Annotated in this window: 18 protein-coding genes and 4 other annotated features (1 of these 22 only partly in view); of the genes, 12 read left to right on the forward strand and 6 right to left on the reverse strand. The window is 37.2% G+C overall.

What is annotated here, in order from left to right; translation table 11 throughout:
• Positions 1–133 (forward strand) — a binding site (T-box leader) (it extends 97 nt beyond the left edge of the window).
• A 47-nt stretch (positions 134–180) separates the two neighbouring features.
• From thrS to DT250_RS23360, 6 genes are all read left to right on the forward strand, one after another.
• Positions 181–2,118: a threonine--tRNA ligase gene (gene thrS / locus DT250_RS23335; RefSeq protein ID WP_000786074.1), complete on the forward strand. Its 1,938-nt coding sequence runs from the start codon at positions 181–183 to the stop codon at positions 2,116–2,118.
• A gap of 210 nt (positions 2,119–2,328) precedes the next feature.
• Positions 2,329–2,449 (forward strand) — a sequence feature (ribosomal protein L20 leader region).
• Between the two features lie 62 nt (positions 2,450–2,511).
• Complete coding sequence (gene infC / locus DT250_RS23340; protein ID WP_000973214.1) at positions 2,512–3,015, forward strand: translation initiation factor IF-3; 504 nt, start codon at positions 2,512–2,514, stop codon at positions 3,013–3,015.
• A 21-nt stretch (positions 3,016–3,036) separates the two neighbouring features.
• The gene (gene rpmI, locus DT250_RS23345; RefSeq protein ID WP_001125946.1) at positions 3,037–3,237 is read left to right on the forward strand and encodes a 50S ribosomal protein L35; all 201 of its coding nucleotides are present in this window, start codon (positions 3,037–3,039) and stop codon (positions 3,235–3,237) included.
• Between the two features lie 37 nt (positions 3,238–3,274).
• The gene (rplT, locus tag DT250_RS23350; RefSeq protein WP_001138364.1) at positions 3,275–3,631 is read left to right on the forward strand and encodes a 50S ribosomal protein L20; all 357 of its coding nucleotides are present in this window, start codon (positions 3,275–3,277) and stop codon (positions 3,629–3,631) included.
• A 470-nt stretch (positions 3,632–4,101) separates the two neighbouring features.
• A complete protein-coding gene (locus DT250_RS23355) occupies positions 4,102–4,593 on the forward strand; it encodes a dUTP diphosphatase (protein WP_000365057.1) in 492 nt (163 codons plus the stop codon).
• A gap of 69 nt (positions 4,594–4,662) precedes the next feature.
• Positions 4,663–5,748 carry a M42 family metallopeptidase gene (locus DT250_RS23360; protein WP_048544341.1) on the forward strand — a complete coding sequence of 362 codons (1,086 nt, stop codon included), beginning with the start codon at positions 4,663–4,665 and terminating at the stop codon, positions 5,746–5,748.
• A 40-nt stretch (positions 5,749–5,788) separates the two neighbouring features.
• Here DT250_RS23360 and DT250_RS23365 read toward each other — a convergent pair whose 3' ends face one another.
• Positions 5,789–6,406 carry a TetR/AcrR family transcriptional regulator gene (locus DT250_RS23365; RefSeq protein WP_048544339.1) on the reverse strand — a complete coding sequence of 206 codons (618 nt, stop codon included), beginning with the start codon at positions 6,404–6,406 and terminating at the stop codon, positions 5,789–5,791.
• A 297-nt stretch (positions 6,407–6,703) separates the two neighbouring features.
• Here DT250_RS23365 and DT250_RS23370 point away from each other — a divergent pair, with 297 nt between their 5' ends.
• Together DT250_RS23370 and DT250_RS23375 are read left to right on the forward strand one after the other, a co-directional pair.
• Entirely contained in the window at positions 6,704–7,357 is a 654-nt protein-coding gene (locus DT250_RS23370; RefSeq protein ID WP_001071411.1) for an HlyD family secretion protein, read from the forward strand.
• Positions 7,358–7,369: 12 nt separating this feature from the next.
• Entirely contained in the window at positions 7,370–9,169 is a 1,800-nt protein-coding gene (locus DT250_RS23375) for a DHA2 family efflux MFS transporter permease subunit (RefSeq protein WP_087985376.1), read from the forward strand.
• A 21-nt stretch (positions 9,170–9,190) separates the two neighbouring features.
• Here the strand turns inward: DT250_RS23375 and DT250_RS23380 are convergent, their stop codons facing one another.
• The 5 genes from DT250_RS23380 to sspI form a co-directional block, all read right to left on the reverse strand.
• Positions 9,191–9,547 (reverse strand): ammonia permease, encoded by a 357-nt coding sequence (locus tag DT250_RS23380; RefSeq protein ID WP_088064545.1) that lies wholly within the window; start codon positions 9,545–9,547, stop codon positions 9,191–9,193.
• Between the two features lie 38 nt (positions 9,548–9,585).
• The gene (locus tag DT250_RS23385) at positions 9,586–9,957 is read right to left on the reverse strand and encodes a DNA-binding protein (protein ID WP_088064544.1); all 372 of its coding nucleotides are present in this window, start codon (positions 9,955–9,957) and stop codon (positions 9,586–9,588) included.
• Between the two features lie 142 nt (positions 9,958–10,099).
• Positions 10,100–10,813 carry a CPBP family intramembrane glutamic endopeptidase gene (locus DT250_RS23390; RefSeq protein WP_088064543.1) on the reverse strand — a complete coding sequence of 238 codons (714 nt, stop codon included), beginning with the start codon at positions 10,811–10,813 and terminating at the stop codon, positions 10,100–10,102.
• Positions 10,814–10,952: 139 nt separating this feature from the next.
• Entirely contained in the window at positions 10,953–11,510 is a 558-nt protein-coding gene (locus tag DT250_RS23395) for an HD domain-containing protein (RefSeq protein WP_001189002.1), read from the reverse strand.
• Between the two features lie 177 nt (positions 11,511–11,687).
• Positions 11,688–11,897 carry a small acid-soluble spore protein SspI gene (gene sspI / locus DT250_RS23400; RefSeq protein WP_000009511.1) on the reverse strand — a complete coding sequence of 70 codons (210 nt, stop codon included), beginning with the start codon at positions 11,895–11,897 and terminating at the stop codon, positions 11,688–11,690.
• Positions 11,898–11,979: 82 nt separating this feature from the next.
• Between sspI and DT250_RS23405 the strand changes: the two genes are divergently transcribed.
• From DT250_RS23405 to asnS, 4 genes are all read left to right on the forward strand, one after another.
• Entirely contained in the window at positions 11,980–12,777 is a 798-nt protein-coding gene (locus DT250_RS23405; protein ID WP_137036649.1) for a TrmH family RNA methyltransferase, read from the forward strand.
• Between the two features lie 48 nt (positions 12,778–12,825).
• Positions 12,826–13,054, forward strand: a binding site (T-box leader).
• Between the two features lie 43 nt (positions 13,055–13,097).
• Complete coding sequence (pheS, locus tag DT250_RS23410; protein ID WP_000388220.1) at positions 13,098–14,132, forward strand: phenylalanine--tRNA ligase subunit alpha; 1,035 nt, start codon at positions 13,098–13,100, stop codon at positions 14,130–14,132.
• 18 nt (positions 14,133–14,150) lie between these two features.
• Positions 14,151–16,571, forward strand: coding sequence for a phenylalanine--tRNA ligase subunit beta (gene pheT / locus DT250_RS23415; protein WP_149213764.1), 2,421 nt, complete (start codon positions 14,151–14,153; stop codon positions 16,569–16,571).
• 142 nt (positions 16,572–16,713) lie between these two features.
• Positions 16,714–16,965, forward strand: a binding site (T-box leader).
• Between the two features lie 52 nt (positions 16,966–17,017).
• Complete coding sequence (asnS, locus tag DT250_RS23420; RefSeq protein ID WP_000432172.1) at positions 17,018–18,409, forward strand: asparagine--tRNA ligase; 1,392 nt, start codon at positions 17,018–17,020, stop codon at positions 18,407–18,409.
• The last annotated feature ends 40 nt before the right edge of the window (positions 18,410–18,449 follow it).

Consider the following 18,449-nt stretch of genomic DNA (forward strand, 5'->3'; position numbering starts at 1 on the left):
CTCTAAACTTTAGCAGTGAACGGTTTTTTCTAGTAATTGCTAACGGACAACACCGTTATGTTGAACTTGAGCAATTAACAATAATGTTAATTGGAACAAGGGTGGAACCACGAATTCAACACTCGTCCCTTTTTACGGGATGAGTGTTTTTTATTTTGAAAAAAAGAGGAGTGACCAGTGATGGCAGATGTAGTTAAAATTACTTTCCCTGATGGAGCTGTGAAGGAGTTTCCAAAAGGCGTAACAACTGAAGAAATCGCAGCTTCTATTAGCCCAGGCTTAAAGAAAAAAGCTGTGGCTGGAAAATTAAACGATGAGATGATCGATCTTGTTACACCAATCGAAGAAGATGGTGCAGTTTCTATTATTACATTAGATTCTGAAGATGGCTTATACATTTTACGCCATTCAACAGCCCACCTATTAGCACAAGCGTTAAAACGTTTATATAAAGATGCTAAGCTTGAGCTCGGCATTGGTCCAGTGATTGAAAATGGCTTCTACTACGATATTGATATGGAAGAAGCAATTACAGTTGAAGACTTCAAGAAAATCGAAAAAGAAATGCAAAAAATTGTGAACGAGAACTTAGAAATCGTTCGTCATGAAGTGCCACGTGCAGAAGCACTTCGTCGCTTTGAAGAAATCGGCGATGAGTTAAAATTAGATTTAATTAACGATCTTCCAGAAGATGCAGTTATTTCAATCTACGAGCAAGGCGAATTCTTCGACCTTTGCCGTGGTGTTCACCTTCCATCTACAGGGAAAATTAAAGTATTTAAATTATTAAGCGTTGCAGGTGCTTACTGGCGCGGCGATAGCAATAATAAAATGCTACAACGTATTTACGGTACTGCATTCGTTAAGAAAGCAGAATTAGATGAGCACTTACGTATGCTTGAAGAAGCGAAAGAGCGCGATCACCGTAAATTAGGTAAAGAATTAAAACTATTTACTAATAGCCAAAAAGTAGGACAAGGTTTACCACTTTGGTTACCAAAAGGTGCAACTATCCGCCGCATTATCGAGCGTTACATCGTTGATAAAGAAGCAAGCTTAGGCTATGATCACGTATACACTCCAGTACTAGGAAGCAGAGAGCTTTATGAAACTTCTGGTCACTGGAATCACTACCGTGATGGTATGTTCCCATCAATGGAAATGGATAATGAAGAGTTAGTTCTTCGTCCAATGAACTGCCCTCACCACATGATGGTTTATAAAAATGATATTCACAGCTACCGTGAATTACCAATCCGTATTGCGGAACTTGGAACAATGCACCGCTATGAAATGTCTGGAGCATTATCTGGATTACAACGTGTACGCGGAATGACTTTAAACGATGCGCACATTTTCGTTCGCCCAGATCAAATTAAAGAAGAGTTAAAACGTGTTGTAAACTTAACTCTAGAAGTGTACAAAGATTTTGGTTTAGAGAACTATTCATTCCGTCTATCTTATCGTGACCCAGCTGATACTAAAAAGTACTATGCTGATGATGAGATGTGGGAAAAAGCACAAGGTATGTTAAAAGAAGCTATGGATGAAATGGGTCTTGATTACTATGAAGCTGAAGGTGAAGCGGCATTCTACGGTCCAAAACTTGACGTTCAAGTTCGTACTGCTCTTGGAAAAGACGAAACACTTTCAACTGTACAATTAGACTTCTTACTTCCAGAACGCTTTGAATTATCTTACGTTGGTGAAGACGGTAAACAACATCGTCCAGTTGTAATTCACCGTGGTGTTGTATCAACTATGGAACGTTTCGTAGCCTTCTTAATTGAAGAATACAAAGGTGCATTCCCAACTTGGTTAGCTCCAGTTCAAGCGCAAGTAATTCCAGTTTCTCCGCAAGTACATTTAGACTATGCGAAGAAAGTACAAGATGAATTACGTCGTGCTGGTATCCGTGTTGAATTAGATACTCGTGAAGAGAAAATTGGTTACAAAATCCGTGAAGCACAAATGCAAAAAATTCCGTACATGCTTGTAGTAGGTGACAATGAAGTAACTGAAAACGGCGTAAACGTACGTAAATATGGTGAACAAAAATCAGAAACAATTGCATTAGATGCTTTTGTTGATATGATTAAAGTAGAAGGAAAACGATAAGACAAAGCCGCGGTATACCGCGGCTTTCGTATGTATTATAAAAAAGAAAAACTAGAAAAAATAACCAAACTATACTTATCATAAAAAAGTATTGCAAGTATGTTAGTTGTTTGTTACAATATTTCTTGTTGTTAGTAAAACACATAGCGTCTTCTTGACAGACGTCATGTCCTATGATAAACTCATCAAGGATAATAGAATATTGTTTTGTGGAACAAGTAGAAGCACCCGCTTCTCACCTGATGGACGCATTCGCAGTTTACAGGTAAATGTATTTCTTACTTAAGAATTTACAAGTGTGGGTGTCGTATGCCCGCACTTTTTTTGTCGGGTTCTATGACTACAAAAGATGTTCTGAAAAAACCTTGGAGGTGGCTTACTATTAGCAAGGATATGATGATTAACGAGCAAATTCGTGCACGTGAAGTACGTTTAGTTGGTGCAAATGGCGATCAACTTGGAATCAAGTCTCGTAATGACGCTTTAGACTTAGCTGCAAATCTTAATCTTGATTTAGTATTAGTTGCTCCAAATGCGAAACCGCCAGTATGCCGCATTATGGACTACGGTAAATTCCGCTTTGAGCAACAGAAGAAAGAAAAAGAACAGCGCAAAAATCAAAAAGTAATTAGCATGAAAGAAGTTCGTTTAAGTCCAACAATTGATGAACACGACTTTAACACAAAACTTCGTAATGCTATCAAGTTTTTAGAGAAAGGCGACAAGGTTAAAGCGTCAATTCGCTTTAAAGGACGTGCCATTACTCATAAAGAAATCGGTCAACGTGTTTTAGATCGCTTCTCAGAAGCTTGTGCTGAAGTTAGTACAATTGAATCTAAGCCTAAAATGGAAGGACGTAGTATGTTCTTAGTTTTAGCACCGAAAAACGATAAGTAATAGATAGAGGAGGAAATACCTATGCCTAAACAAAAAACTCATCGCGGCTCTGCAAAGCGTTTCAAAAAGACTGGATCAGGTAAACTGAAACGTTCTCACGCTTACACAAGCCATTTATTCGCTAACAAATCTACAAAAGCTAAACGTAAACTACGTAAAGCTGGTGTAGTAAGCGCTGGTGACTTCAAACGCATTCGTCAAATGCTTGACAACTTAAAATAAGTTCGGCTGATATATAGAACAATTAGGAGGTAATATTATGCCAAGAGTAAAAGGTGGTACAGTTACTCGTCAACGTCGTAAAAAAGTTATAAAATTAGCAAAAGGTTACTACGGTTCTAAGAGTACATTATTCAAGGTTGCTAACCAACAGGTTATGAAATCTTTAATGTATGCATTCCGTGACCGTCGTCAAAAGAAACGTGACTTCCGTAAATTATGGATTACACGTATCAACGCAGCAGCTCGTATGAATGGTCTTTCTTACAGCCGTTTAATGCACGGTCTTAAAAATGCTGGCATCGAAGTTAACCGCAAGATGCTTGCTGACTTAGCTGTTCATGACGAAAAAGCTTTCGCTGAATTAGCAACAGTTGCAAAAAACAACATTAACTAATTAATTAGTTGAAACCTTAGAAGATTTTTCTTCTAAGGTTTTTTTATTTGTATGCAAAGAGAAGTATGTCGTTATCGATATGACAAAATCAATATAAAAGCTATAGCGATATAGAAGAATATATATATGAAGCCAGGAGAATTCTCCTGGCTTTTTTCAATTATCCCCCTTTGGAAAGAAGAGTATCTTTCCTACCTGAAACGACACTGCTATAATGGAAAGATGATATGCAACTTTCATCAGATAAAATAAATTTTTTATCAGTGGACAATCCCCGGATAATGATTAACTATCACCAATCGGAGTGAACAATCTAATAGTGATGATTGAAACGTATTTGTAAATTAAGGACAAGCTATTTTGTAAAGAGATAAATGGCTGACTTATTAATAAGAAACGAAAAATAATAATGAACTTTGAGATGAAACAACATTGTTGCGTAAAATGCGATGTTGGAGGAGGACAATAGAATGGACTTACTACAACTATTTAAATTACAAAAAGAATTAGATGACCGTATTGTGAAAGAGCATGATTTACAACCGAAAAAGTTGTTAAAAGAAAAAATGTTAGCTCTTCTTGTAGAAATTGGAGAACTTGCAAATGAAACACGTTGTTTTAAATATTGGAGCAACAAACCAGCATCAGAACGTGAAGTAATATTAGAAGAATACGTAGATGGCTTGCATTTTATTTTATCAATCGGAATTGATTTAGGTATTGATAAAAACTTCCTATTCTATAAATGTGCACAAACGAATAAAACACAAGTAGAAATTTTCTTAGACACATATGCGAAAGTAATTCGTTTTACAGATCAACCATCTATTACGAACTATATTGAATTATTTACAAGCTACCTTCGACTTGGACAAGCGCTAGAGTTTGAGCAAGAAGAAATTGAAAAGGCATATTTAGATAAAAATGAAGTAAATCATCAGCGTCAAACACAAGGATACTGATTTAATTTTTGAATATTTCAATTTCCTTTTGTATAATGAAGTGACTGAAGAAAAAGGAGGGTGTTGGCAATGACAAAATTAGACGCGACATTGACAATGCTAAAAGAATTAACAGATGCACGTGGTATTGCGGGTAACGAGCGTGAACCACGCGAAGTAATGAAGAAATATATTGAGCCGTTTGCGGACGAACTTTCTACTGATAATTTAGGAAGTTTAGTTGCGAAAAAAATAGGGGAAGAAAACGGCCCGAAAATTATGGTTGCAGGTCATTTAGATGAAGTTGGCTTTATGATTACGCAAATTGATGACAAAGGTTTCCTTCGTTTCCAAACAGTTGGTGGCTGGTGGTCACAAGTTATGCTTGCGCAGCGCGTGACAATTGTAACGCGTAAAGGAGATGTAACAGGTGTAATTGGTTCAAAACCACCACACATCTTACCTCCAGAAGCGCGTAAAAAGCCAGTTGAAATTAAAGACATGTTCATCGATATTGGTGCTTCTAGCCAAGAAGAGGCAATGGAGTGGGGCGTACGACCTGGCGATCAAGTTGTACCTTACTTTGAATTCCAAGTGATGAAAAATGAAAAAATGTTACTTGCAAAAGCATGGGATAACCGAATTGGTTGTGCAATTGCAATTGACGTATTAAAACAATTAAAAGATGAAAAGCATCCAAACGTTGTATACGGCGTAGGGACTGTACAAGAAGAAGTTGGTCTTCGTGGTGCGAAAACATCTGCGAACTATATTAAACCAGATATTGCATTCGCAGTAGATGTTGGTATCGCTGGTGACACACCAGGTGTAACGGCAAAAGAAGCGCAAAGTAAAATGGGTGATGGACCACAGATCATTTTATATGATGCTTCTGTTATTGGACATACAGGTTTACGTGACTTTGTAGTTGATGTTGCTGACGAATTACAAATCCCGTATCAATATGATTCAGTAGCGGGCGGTGGAACGGATGCAGGCGCAATTCACATTTCTGCAAATGGTATTCCGTCTATGGCAATTACGATTGCAACGCGCTACATTCATTCTCATGCGGCAATGTTACACCGTGATGACTATGAAAATGCAGTGAAGTTAATTGTAGAAGTTATTAAACGTCTTGATAAAGAGGCTGTACATAACATTACATTTAATTAATAGAAAAAGCGAAGGAGATTTTCCTTCGCTTTTTTATGTTTTAAAAAGGTCGTTCTAATCCTGCAGCAGTATGAGCTCCTAAAATGATTAAACGAGTTAATTGCATAGCCATAAAATGCGGGGTATAAATCATCCCTCTTTTTAACCATGACATAATCATCCCGATATGAGCTCCTGTCACATAACTAATTAAAATATCACGAGGAACCATAAGATCTTTATCATCTGGCTGTGAAATAGACAGGCTTAATGTTAAATGTGTTTGTATTGTTTTCATCATTTTATAAGAGTAGTTTCCAGCGGCTTTATCACCAAGCATAACGTTATAGAAGTTCACATTTTCTGCAATATGTTCGAACAAAGCCAAAAATGTCGGATGTGGTGAATCAAATGTAAGTTGAAAATCTTCTTTATTTCTATTTTTCGGCTTAATAACTTCTGTTAATTTCTCTAACATTTCTTCAATGCTTTTGTCTAATAGGTCATATTTATCATGGTAATGGCTATAAAACGTAGCGCGATTTACAGGAGCACGTTCTGCAATATGTTGAACAGTTACATCATCAAATCCTTTTTCGCCTACTAAAGCGACAAAAGCATCCTGTATGAGTTGTCTCGTCCGCTTTACACGTGGATCATTTGTATTTTTAATAGACATTTTTACTTCCCCTCGTTTAATTTTCTATACTTAAACAACATATAGGTATTATATTGTTGTTTAAGCGACATTTCATACTTAAATTGTCGGTTGTAGATTCAAAATAATTATTTATAATTATAAACGATAGTCCTTCAGAAATCAGCACCGCTCGCAGGTAGATAAATTTCAATTTACACCGCAGATGGTGTGATTTTTTTGTTTAAAAGTTAATATAATTAACAATTAAACACTCTAAACAATAAGGACGTAAATAGTTTAGAAAAAAATTATATGCGATATAAGGAGAGGAATGCAATGAATCAGTTTCGAAGAATGGTGATTATCAACATTATCACATTAATTGTACTAGTTGGCGGCGGTATTGGCGGTTATTACTATTACAATCAAGCGGAAAATTATTTAAAAACAGAAAATGCAAAAATTGATGGAAAGGTAATTCCGATTGCATCACCAGTAGCAGGTAAATTAACTGACTGGAAAGCTGAAGTAGGAAAGAATTACAATGAAAATGATAAATTAGGTGCTGTTACTGTAGCGGCAGCAAATGGAGAACAAACAGTAGATGTAACAATTCCACAAAATGCAACAATTGTGCAATCAAATGCAACAACAAATGCTTTCGTTGGAGCAGGTAGCCCAATTGCTTATGCATTTGATATGAACAATTTATGGGTAACAGCAAACATTGAAGAAACAGATGTTGACGATGTACAAAAAGGTCAAGATGTAGATGTGTATGTAGATGCATACCCAGATACAACTTTATCAGGAAAAGTAGAGCAAGTTGGATTAACAACAGCGAATACATTCTCTATGTTACCATCAAGCAACGCAACAGCGAACTATACGAAAGTAACACAAGTAGTACCAGTTAAAATTTCTTTAGATCATAGTAAATCAGTAAATATTGTTCCTGGAATGAATGTGTCAGTTCGTATTCATAAGTAAGGGGGAGATGAGATGTCCTCAATTGCAATTGCAGGATATGCACTATTTTGTATAATCGTCTTCTTCCTTGTAAATCGTCTTTTACGAAAGAAAAAAACGAACGTGGGAGAAGAACAAGTCCCAGCCGTAAATAAAATAGAAGTAAGTAAGGTAGAAACAGAAGAGAAAGAAATTGAACGAAAGCAAGAAGCAGAAATTTCTAATGTAGTTGAGTTAGAAACAGGAAAGCAAGAAGAAGTAAAACAAGAAAAAGAAGCGCCGAAAAAACAAATGTCTACGCCTGTAGAAAATGTGAACGTAAAAGCAGTTGTAGCTGTATTAATTCTCGGCATGTTCGTTTCTATTTTAAACCAAACAATTATTAACGTTGCATTGCCTCCGTTAATGAACGAATTTAACGTATCAACTTCAACAGCACAATGGTTAATTACAGGTTTCATGCTTGTAAATGGTATTTTAGTACCGATTAGTGCCTTTTTAGTTTCACGATTTACGTATCGTAAATTATTCGTAGCGGCAATGTTATTCTTCACGGTAGGATCTATCATTTGTGCTATTTCAGGAAACTTTACAATGATGATGACGGGCCGCGTTATTCAGGCGGTGGGTGCAGGTATTTTAATGCCGGTTGGTATGAATATTTTCATGACATTATTCCCGCCTCATAAGCGCGGAGCAGCGATGGGATTACTAGGTGTAGCGATGATTTTAGCACCAGCTATCGGACCAACTGTAACGGGCTGGGTGATTGAAAACTATAGCTGGAACTTAATGTTCTATGCGATGTTTATTATCGGTTTAATTATTACATTCCTATCTTTAAAATTCTTTACACTAGCTCAGCCGGTATCTAAAACGAAGTTAGATGTATTCGGTGTTGTTAGTTCAAGTATTGGACTAGGTAGCTTATTGTACGGATTTAGTGAAGCAGGAAATAATAGTTGGACTAGTGCAGAGGTTGTTATTTCACTTATCATTGGTGTAGTAGGTATTGCGGTATTTATTTGGAGAGAGCTAACAACGGACAACAAAATGCTTGATTTACAAGTGTTTAAATACCCAGTATTTACTTTTACTTTAGTAATTAATGCAATTGTTACGATGGCATTATTCGGAGGTATGTTATTACTTCCGGTATATCTGCAAAACATTCGCGGTTTCACACCGATAGAATCAGGTTTATTACTACTTCCAGGATCATTAATTATGGGGATCATGGGACCTATTGCAGGTAAACTATTTGATAAGTATGGTATTCGTCCGTTAGCAATTGTCGGTTTAGCCATTACAACGTTTGCGACATATGAATTCACAACGTTATCGATGGATACACCGTATAGCGTTATTATGACGGATTATATTATACGTTCGATTGGTATGTCATTCATTATGATGCCAATTATGACAGCAGGTATGAACGCACTGCCGATGAAATTAATTTCTCACGGTACAGCAACGCAAAATACGTCAAGACAAGTAGCTGGTTCAATTGGAACAGCGATTTTAATCACACTTATGACGCAGCAAACGACTGCTCACGTAGCAGATTACGGCAACATGTTAACAACGTCAAACCCAATCTTAGTTGATAAAGTACACGGCATGGGGCAAAGTTTAGCAGCGATCGCTGGATCAGCGCAAGCAGGAGATGCGATGAGCACGCAACTATTATTTGGACAAATTTCGAAGTTATCTGCAATTAACGGTATTAACGATGCCTTCTTAATTGCGACGATACTCGCAGGGATTGCTTGGGTATTATCGTTCTTCTTACCATCAGGCAATAAACCAAATAGAAAAGCAGGGAATTAATTTCCCTGCTTTTTTGTCTGTTTAAAGAGTTAAATATAAAAAATGATAACCAGTTACGGAGCACAGCCCTGTTATAAATAAAACCATTCCCATAGCACGAATACTGGATATTTGTCTTCCGCTTATAATAGCTAATAGTCCAGCCAAAGAGAAGAAACACCAATATAAAGTTCCCGAAATTGGAACAATCCCCTCTAAATCTATTCCATAACCTATACAAATGATAGGAACAACAATAAGCGATATGCTAATGAAACCAGCCATAATAGTAAGTGATTTACGATATTTAATACCAGCAATAATTAAAAAAATGCCAACGATGAAGTCGCATAACATCAAAGTAAGAGCGAAAATCATCCAAGTTAATATTCCGAACACTTTTGTATTACCTCCGATTTATGGGGTTCTAAAAAATATTATATATAGTATGAATCACCTACAGTCATGAGTAACCAGAAGATAACCCCTAATATACCAGCGATGAAAATAATGAATCCCATATTACGTATACTTTTAATTTTGGTTTGGACTCCACTTATCCCTGCTAATAATCCAGTTAAAGAAAACAGTATCCAATATAAAGTTGTTGAAATAGGGAGGATTGCATTGCTATCCACTCCCATGCCCCAAAAAACAAAAGGTAGTGTGACAAAGGAGAAGCTAAGTAGCCCCATTAAACCAACAAATAATTTACGATGTTTCATGCTAGTAACAATTAAAAAAATACCACCGAACAATCCGCATAAAACAAGAAGTGGCATATAAACAACCCAAAGTAAGCTCAACATATATAGTCTCCTTCTATAGTAATCAGTTATATTTTACTACATGAGGTTTATTTTGGATATTATTAATAAATATGTATAAATTGATAGAAATGAGAAGTAATGATACGAATTAATAAAAAAGGTATCGCAATGATACCTCTTTCTAACTCAAGAATGCCAACATATTATTTATAATATGAAATAACATAGCTGGAATAATGGATTTTGTTTTTTTACATAAAATAGCCATTAATAATCCCATGAAGAAAGTAATTACCATTACGCCAAGTGAGTATGTATGAGCGATACCGAAGAAGAAACTTGTTACGATAGCTGCAATCCAAAATGGAAAGCGTTCTGAGAAGAAGCGGAGTATAAAACCACGGAAAATCAGCTCTTCAAAAATTGGTGTAAGTATTGCGAAGCCGAGAAGTAATAATATTTGATACTGCTTGAAAACGTCTAAGTTAAGTGCGGAAGATTGCTGCTTTGTTGCGTCTTGGAACATATAATTTAACAAGATGTAATTGAGTAAAATATTTGTAGCGAAGAAAAGAAGTAAGTATACGTATGTACGCCATTCTTTAAGTGCTTTAAAGTTAAAAGATTTTAGTAGTAATTTTTTTGCGGGTTCGAATTTAAAAATGAAGAATAACAACACGGCTAGTTGTAATACGATACTTGCAGTATTTGCAATAGATTCATACAGGGCAATTTGTTTTTTATCTGTAAGACCGGCTGTATAAATTGTTAAGGGCATTGCGAGGAACACAGTAATAAGTCCGGTTCCGAAAAAAGCGAATAAAACGGAGCTAATAAATTGTCCCCATGACATAGAGTATTTCTGTTCATTAGAAAGTTGTGTAGCGGGTTGCATTTGTAAAATCACCTCTTTATATTTGTATATTTAATTATAAAGTATTTTGTTTTTATATGTAATATTTAAATATTACATATAAAGGTGTATTTTCCATAAAATAATAAAAGAGGTATCACCCTATAGTGATGCCTCTTTCTCATTGATAACTATGTTCTGCCTTGTTATTCGATTTTGATTGCTCTATTTGCAATTCACGTTCTACCAATCGGTCTAACTGTTGAATAGCTTTTAATGCTTTTTCATAAGAAATCGTTCTATAATGGTGCGCTCCGCCCGGTTCTTCATCTGCTTCGTCTGCCCATTTAATAATGTTTTGAAGAGATGTTCTTTCAATTTCTTGCTGTACTAAGAAAGAATCTGTATGAAGAAGAATCGCGATAGAAATTTCTTTTGCTAGTTTCGGATGTTCTCCTAATCTAATAAGCAATTTATGAGCTCTTTCTGCTCCTTTAATCGCATGTATATCATTCTTTTTATACAAGTCATAATCCCATTCTCCCTCGCTGTACCATGTGTGATGTCCGATATCATGAAGGAAACCAGCTTTTGTTGCAGCATCGACTGAGGCATGATGCTTTTTCGCTAAGTGAAACGCATGGTAAGCGACAGCAATCGCGTGGACCATTCCAGAACGGTTTACATATTTTTGTGTAATGTGATGTTTAAAAACTTGTTCAAGCGTAATACGTTGCATAAAACATTCACTCCTTTTATCTAATGGTGTCTATAAAGAAAATCGATCGGTTTAAATGTATTTTGAATATTGTACTCCATCTGTGTAGCGTTAGTAAAGTAGAAATGTTTAGGAGAAGAAAAATTTTATAGACATAAAAGGTCACCTTAGTTTTTTTCTAAGGTGACCTTTTATTGTTTATTTTTTTAATCCTTGCTCTAGTGTTCCTAACATTTCGTGTTTTTCATTTTCATCAGCATTTTTCCAAATGACTTCGAATAAAACGCCAAGACCTGGAAGCATTTTTTCTTCACCGCTTTGAATTGCATCGACAATCGTTTCTTGTAATTGATCTTGTGAATTTCCAGATACATTCGCTAATACAGCACCGCGTAAATTAAAACTCATTATTTTCACCTCTTCTTCAGAATTGAAACTGACGTTAGTTTTTGTTCTTTTTTATGTAAATATGTATGAAAAATAGGCTATAATGATAAGACAAGAAGAGAGGGAAATACATATTATGAAAAACATTGATTCAGTGCAAAATCCGCGTGTGAAGCAGTGGAAAAAGCTGCAGACGAAAAAAGAGCGCGATAAAAAAGGTTTATTTTTTGTAGAAGGATTCCACTTAGTGGAAGAAGCTTTAAAAGCAGGAGTTGTAACAGAACTTATCGTTTCTGATCAGACAGATCTTCCGAAAGATTGGACAGTTAATGATGTGGAAATGTATATCGTACCTGAAGCAATCGTAAAAGTACTCCGTGAAACAGAAACAACGCAAGGGGTATTTGCTGTTTGTGAGAAACACGAGAGTGAAGTAGCTCTTGCAGATGGAAAGTTTCTTTTATTAGATGGTCTTCAAGACCCGGGCAACTTAGGGACAATTATTCGTACAGCTGATGCAGCTGGTATTCATGCTGTTGTGCTTGGAGAAGGATGCGTTGATGCATATAATAGTAAAGTGCTTCGCTCTACACAAGGTTCTATTTTCCATTTACCAGTTGTAAAAGGGAACTTAGAAGAGTGGGTAGACAAGTTAAGAGAAAATAACGTTCCTGTATATGGAACAGCTCTTGAAAATGGAGTTCCGTATGGTGAAGTAACACCAGCTGGTGGTTTTGCATTAATTGTAGGAAATGAAGGAAGCGGCGTAAGCCAAGAAATTCTTGCAAAAACGGATCAAAACTTGTATATTCCGATTTACGGCGGGGCAGAATCATTAAATGTTGCGGTTGCAGCAGGGATTTTAACGTATTATTTACAAAGCCCAGTTGCGAACAAATAAAAAACTTCTTATAATAAGTTGAAGTATATTATATTAAAAGTTAAATAACGAAAAACGTTGATAGAGAAGAGTAACTTACAAAATCGCCATATAGGGAGAGAATGCCTTAGACTGAAAGCATTCTTATGGTAGACGGAAGTGAATTCACCTCTGGAGTTGACGCCAGGACCATATATATGTAAAGGCGTTCCGGTCAGAATTGATCGTTATAACTAATGAGTGGGCAGACCTGGTCTGTCAATTTAGGGTGGTACCGCGAATTTACCTCGTCCCTTTTTGGGAGCGAGGTTTTTTTATTTTTAAAATTAGGAGGGTTCCAAATGGAAGCACGTTTAAAAGAGCTAAAGCAAAAAGCGTTAGAGCTTATTGAAGAAGCGAAAGAGCTAAAGGGCTTAAACGACGTACGCGTAGCGTATTTAGGAAAAAAAGGTCCAATTACAGAAGTATTACGCGGCATGGGAAAATTATCAGCAGAAGAGCGTCCACGTATGGGAGCATTAGTAAATGAAGTACGTGAAGCGATTCAAACGCGTTTAGAAGACAAAATTGGAAACTTAGAAAAAGCAGTAATTGAAGCGAAATTAGCTACGGAAACAATTGATGTTACACTACCAGGCCGTCCTGTTGAAACAGGTTGTCACCATCCGTTAACAGCTGTTGTTGAGCAAATTGAAGATGTATTCATCGGTATGGGGTATGAAGTAGCTGAAGGAACAGAAGTAGAAAAAGACTACTACAACTTCGAAGCATTAAACTTACCGAAAGATCACCCAGCGCGTGATATGCAAGATACATTCTACATTACAGAAGAAACGTTACTACGTACACATACATCTTCTGTGCAAGCACGTACGATGGAAAATAATAAAGAAAAAGGCCCAATTAAAATTATTTGTCCTGGTAAAGTGTATCGCCGCGATGACGATGATGCGACGCATTCACACCAATTCATGCAAATTGAAGGTCTTGTAATTGATAAAAACATTCGCATGAGTGACTTAAAAGGTACACTGCAAGTATTCGTGAAAAAGATGTTCGGTGAAGATCGTGAAATCCGTCTTCGTCCAAGTTTCTTCCCATTCACAGAGCCATCTGTAGAGATGGATATTTCTTGTATGATGTGTCACGGCAAAGGTTGCGGCACTTGTAAAGGAACTGGCTGGATCGAAATTTTAGGCGCAGGTATGGTTCATCCGAACGTACTTGAAATGGCTGGTTATGATTCAAAAGAATATCAAGGTTTCGCATTCGGTATGGGCGCAGAGCGTATCGCAATGTTGAAATACGGCGTAGATGACATTCGTCATTTCTATACAAATGATGTACGTTTCTTACAACAATTCAAACGAGCGTAAGGGAAGGAGAGGATAAGTATGTTCGTATCATATCGTTGGTTACAAGAGTATGTAGATATTAAAGATGTAACAGCACAAGAACTAGCAGACAAAATCACGAAAAGTGGTATTGAAGTAGAAGGTGTTGAATTATTAAATAAAGGTGTAAAAGGTGTTGTAGTTGGTCACGTATTAGAATGTGAAAAACACCCAGAAGCTGATAAATTAAGCAAATGTTTAATCGATATCGGTGAAGAAGAGCCAGTTCAAATTATTTGTGGAGCTGCTAACATTGCAAAAGGTTTAAAAGTACCAGTTGCAAAAGTTGGTGCTGTACTTCCTGGCAACTTCAAAATTAAAAAAGCAAAACTACGTGGTGAGGCTTCTCACGGTATGGTTTGTGCGCTTCAAGAGCTTGGTATTGATGGAAAGTTAGTTTCAAAAGAATATGCAGACGGTATCTTCATCTTCCCAAGTGACGCTGAAGTTGGTGCAGACGCACTTGAAATTTTAAACTTACATGATGGAGTACTTGAGCTTGGTTTAACACCAAACCGTGCAGATTGCTTAAACATGTTAGGTGTTGCATATGAAGTCGCTGCTATTTATGGCCGTGAAGTAAAACTTCCAGCTATCAGCTTACAAGAAACAGCAGAAAAAACTTCTGATTACATTTCTGTAAGTGTAGAAGCGAAAGAAGAAAACCCATTATATATTGCAAAAATGGTGAAGAACGTAAAGATTGGTCCATCACCAATGTGGATGCAAACGCGCCTTATGGCAGCTGGCATTCGTCCAATTAGCAATGTAGTGGATATTACAAACTACATTTTAATGGAATACGGTCAACCGTTACATGCATTCGATTACGATAAATTAGGTTCAAAAGAAATCGTTGTTCGTCTTGCAAAAGAAGGCGAAAAAATTGAAACGTTAGATGATCAAGAGCGTACGTTACAAAGCCACCACCTTGTAATTACAAACGGAACAAAAGCTTTAGCTGTTGCTGGTGTAATGGGCGGAGCGGATTCTGAAGTTACAAATGAGACAGTAAACGTTTTAATTGAATCTGCATACTTTGCAGGTCAAACAGTGCGCCGTACATCAAAAGACTTAGGTCTTCGCAGTGAATCAAGCGCACGTTTTGAAAAAGGAATCGATCCAACACGTACATTTGAAGCAATTCAACACGCAGCTGCTTTAATGGCGAAATACGCTGGCGGAGAAGCACTTGAAGGTGTAGTAGAAGCTGACAACTTACAAGTACAAGAGCGTACAGTATCTGTTACTGCTGAAAAAGTAAACCGTGTATTAGGTACAAATATTTCTGCAAGTGAAATGGGTACAATGTTCACAAACTTGAAATTCCCATTCACAGAAGTAGAAGGAACATTCCATGTGAATGTACCAGCACGTCGTCCTGATATTACAATTTCAGAAGACTTAGTAGAAGAAGTGGGTCGTCTATACGGTTATGACCACATTCCAGTTACATTACCTTCTGGAACAATGACTCGTGGTAAATTAACATCAGCACAAACGAAACGTCGTAAAGTACGTCGCTTCCTAGAGGGTGCTGGTTTATATGAAGCGATCACATATTCATTAACAAGCGCTGATAAAGCGAAGCAATATATGGTCGAGCCAAATGAAAAAGCTCCTGTAAATCTTGCACTTCCAATGAGTGAAGAGCGTAGCCAACTTCGTTTAAGCTTAGTACCGCAATTACTAGAAGCTGTTTCATATAATGTGGCACGTAAAAACGATAGTGTTGCTTTATACGAAGTAGGTTCTGTCTTCTTACCAACAGAAGCAGGAGAACTTCCGAAAGAAGAACAACATCTTGCCGGTGTTATGACAGGACTTGCTCTTCACCATGCATGGCAAGGTGAGAAGAAAGTAGTAGACTTCTTCGTTGTGAAAGGTGTACTAGAAGGATTATTCGACGTACTTGGTGTTGCAAACCAAATCACTTATGCACCAGCAAAACGTGAAGGGATGCACCCAGGTCGTACAGCTGACATCGTATTAGATGGCGAAGTAATTGGTTTCATCGGTCAATTGCACCCAGAAGCAGAAAAACAATTAGATGTGAAAAATACATTCGTATTCGAATTATCTCTTGTAAAAGTATTTGGTGCAGACGCAGAAGAAACTTACTACACAGCAATTCCACGTTTCCCATCTATGACACGTGATATGGCTGTTGTCGTAACGAAAGAAACAAAAGCTGGTGAAATGAAGCAAGTTATTGCTGAAGCTGGCGGAGAACTTCTGAAAGACGTAACGCTATTTGACTTATACGAAGGTGAAAAAATGGAAGAAGGCAAGAAATCACTTGCATTCTCTATGACATACTTCGATGCAGAACGTACGTTAACAGACGAAGAAGTAACAGAAGCACATAACCGTGTATTAACAACGGTAGAAGAGAAGTTTGGTGCGGAGTTACGTAAGTAATGAGAAATTGCCGGATTAAGCCCGGCAATTTTTTTATGGCACGATTGTCGGAAAATCGATATATTACAAAAATCGCTGATATATTTTTTGGTATCTTGCATCTTTCTCTCGAATGTAGTACATTAATTTTAGTTTAACAAAATGAAAGACGATGATAAGGAAAAGTAGTATATACTATAATCCAAAGCGAGTCAGGGACGGTGAGAGCCTGATGAGGCGGTATATGTGAAGAACACCTTGGAGTTGCTAACCGAAATTGAATCTTGTATTCAAGAGTAGACTTAGACGGGAATCCGGCCTGTTACAAACCGGGAAGTATGTATTACATACGAGTTAAAGTTGGTCTTTATGACAAATTGGGTGGTACCGCGAAGTTTAACCTTTCGTCCCTTTATGGATGAAAGGTTTTTTTGTATTTAAATATATGTGCAAAGGAGAATTTCACTATGGAAAACACATTAGTAAAAAGTCTGTATAGAGATACAGATAAATACGCAGGTCAAACAGTACAAGTATCAGGGTGGATTCGTAACTTACGTGATTCAAAAGCATTTGGTTTCATCGAATTAAACGACGGTAGCTTCTTTAAAAGCGTTCAAATCGTTTTCGATACAGAGTTAGAAAACTTCAAAGAAATTGCAAAACTTCCACTTAGCTCTTCAGTTAAAGTAGAAGGTACAGTAATTGCAACGCCTGGAGCGAAGCAACCATTTGAAATTAAAGCAGAAAAAATTGATATCGAGGGCTTATCAGATTCTGATTACCCACTTCAAAAGAAACGTCACACGTTTGAATACTTACGTACAATCGCTCACTTACGTCCAAGAACAAATGCATTCTCTGCAACGTTCCGTGTACGTTCTGTCGCAGCATTTGCGATTCACCAGTTCTTCCAAGAGCGTGGATTCGTACATGTTCATACACCAATCATCACTGGTAGTGATACAGAAGGTGCAGGCGAAATGTTCCGCGTAACAACGCAAGATTTAAACAACGTACCAAAAGGTGAAGACGGACAAGTTGATGAATCAAAAGACTTCTTCGGCAAAGAAACAAACTTAACAGTAAGTGGACAGCTGAACGCTGAAGCTTATGCATTAGCATTCCGTGACGTATACACATTCGGACCTACATTCCGTGCAGAAAACTCTAACACAACTCGTCATGCAGCTGAGTTCTGGATGGTTGAGCCGGAGATTGCATTCGCTGAATTAGGCGACGTAATGGATCTTACAGAAGATATGCTGAAATATGCAATGAAATACGTACTAGAGCATGCACCAGAAGAAATGGAATTCTTCAACAGCTTCGTTGATAAAACAGTTCTTGAGCGCATGAACAACGTAATCAACTCTGACTTCGGTCGTATCACATATACAGAAGCAATTAAAGTGCTTCAAGAGTCAGGTGCTGACTTCAAATATCCAGTAGAATGGGGTATTGACTTACAAACAGAGCACGAAAGATACTTATCAGAAGAAATTTTCAAACGCCCTGTATTCGTAACTGACTATCCAAAAGACATTAAAGCGTTCTACATGCGTATGAATGAAGATGGAAAAACAGTAGCTGCTACTGACCTTCTAGTTCCTGGCATCGGCGAATTAATCGGCGGAAGCCAACGTGAAGAAAGAATGGACGTTTTAGTAGACAGAATTAAAGAATTAGGTATGAACGAAGAGGACTACTGGTGGTACTTAGAACTTAGAAAATACGGCGGTACAAAACACGCTGGATTCGGTCTAGGTTTCGAGCGCTTCCTAATGTACATCACTGGCATGGCTAACATCCGTGACGTAATTCCATTCCCAAGAACTCCAGGTTCTTCTGAATTCTAAAATATGAAAAAAGCGAGAGGATTTCCTCTCGCTTTTTATT

It is taken from the genome of Bacillus sp. AR2-1 (assembly GCF_008368755.1).
In the GTDB taxonomy this organism is placed as follows: Bacteria; Bacillota; Bacilli; order Bacillales; family Bacillaceae_G; genus Bacillus_A; species Bacillus_A wiedmannii.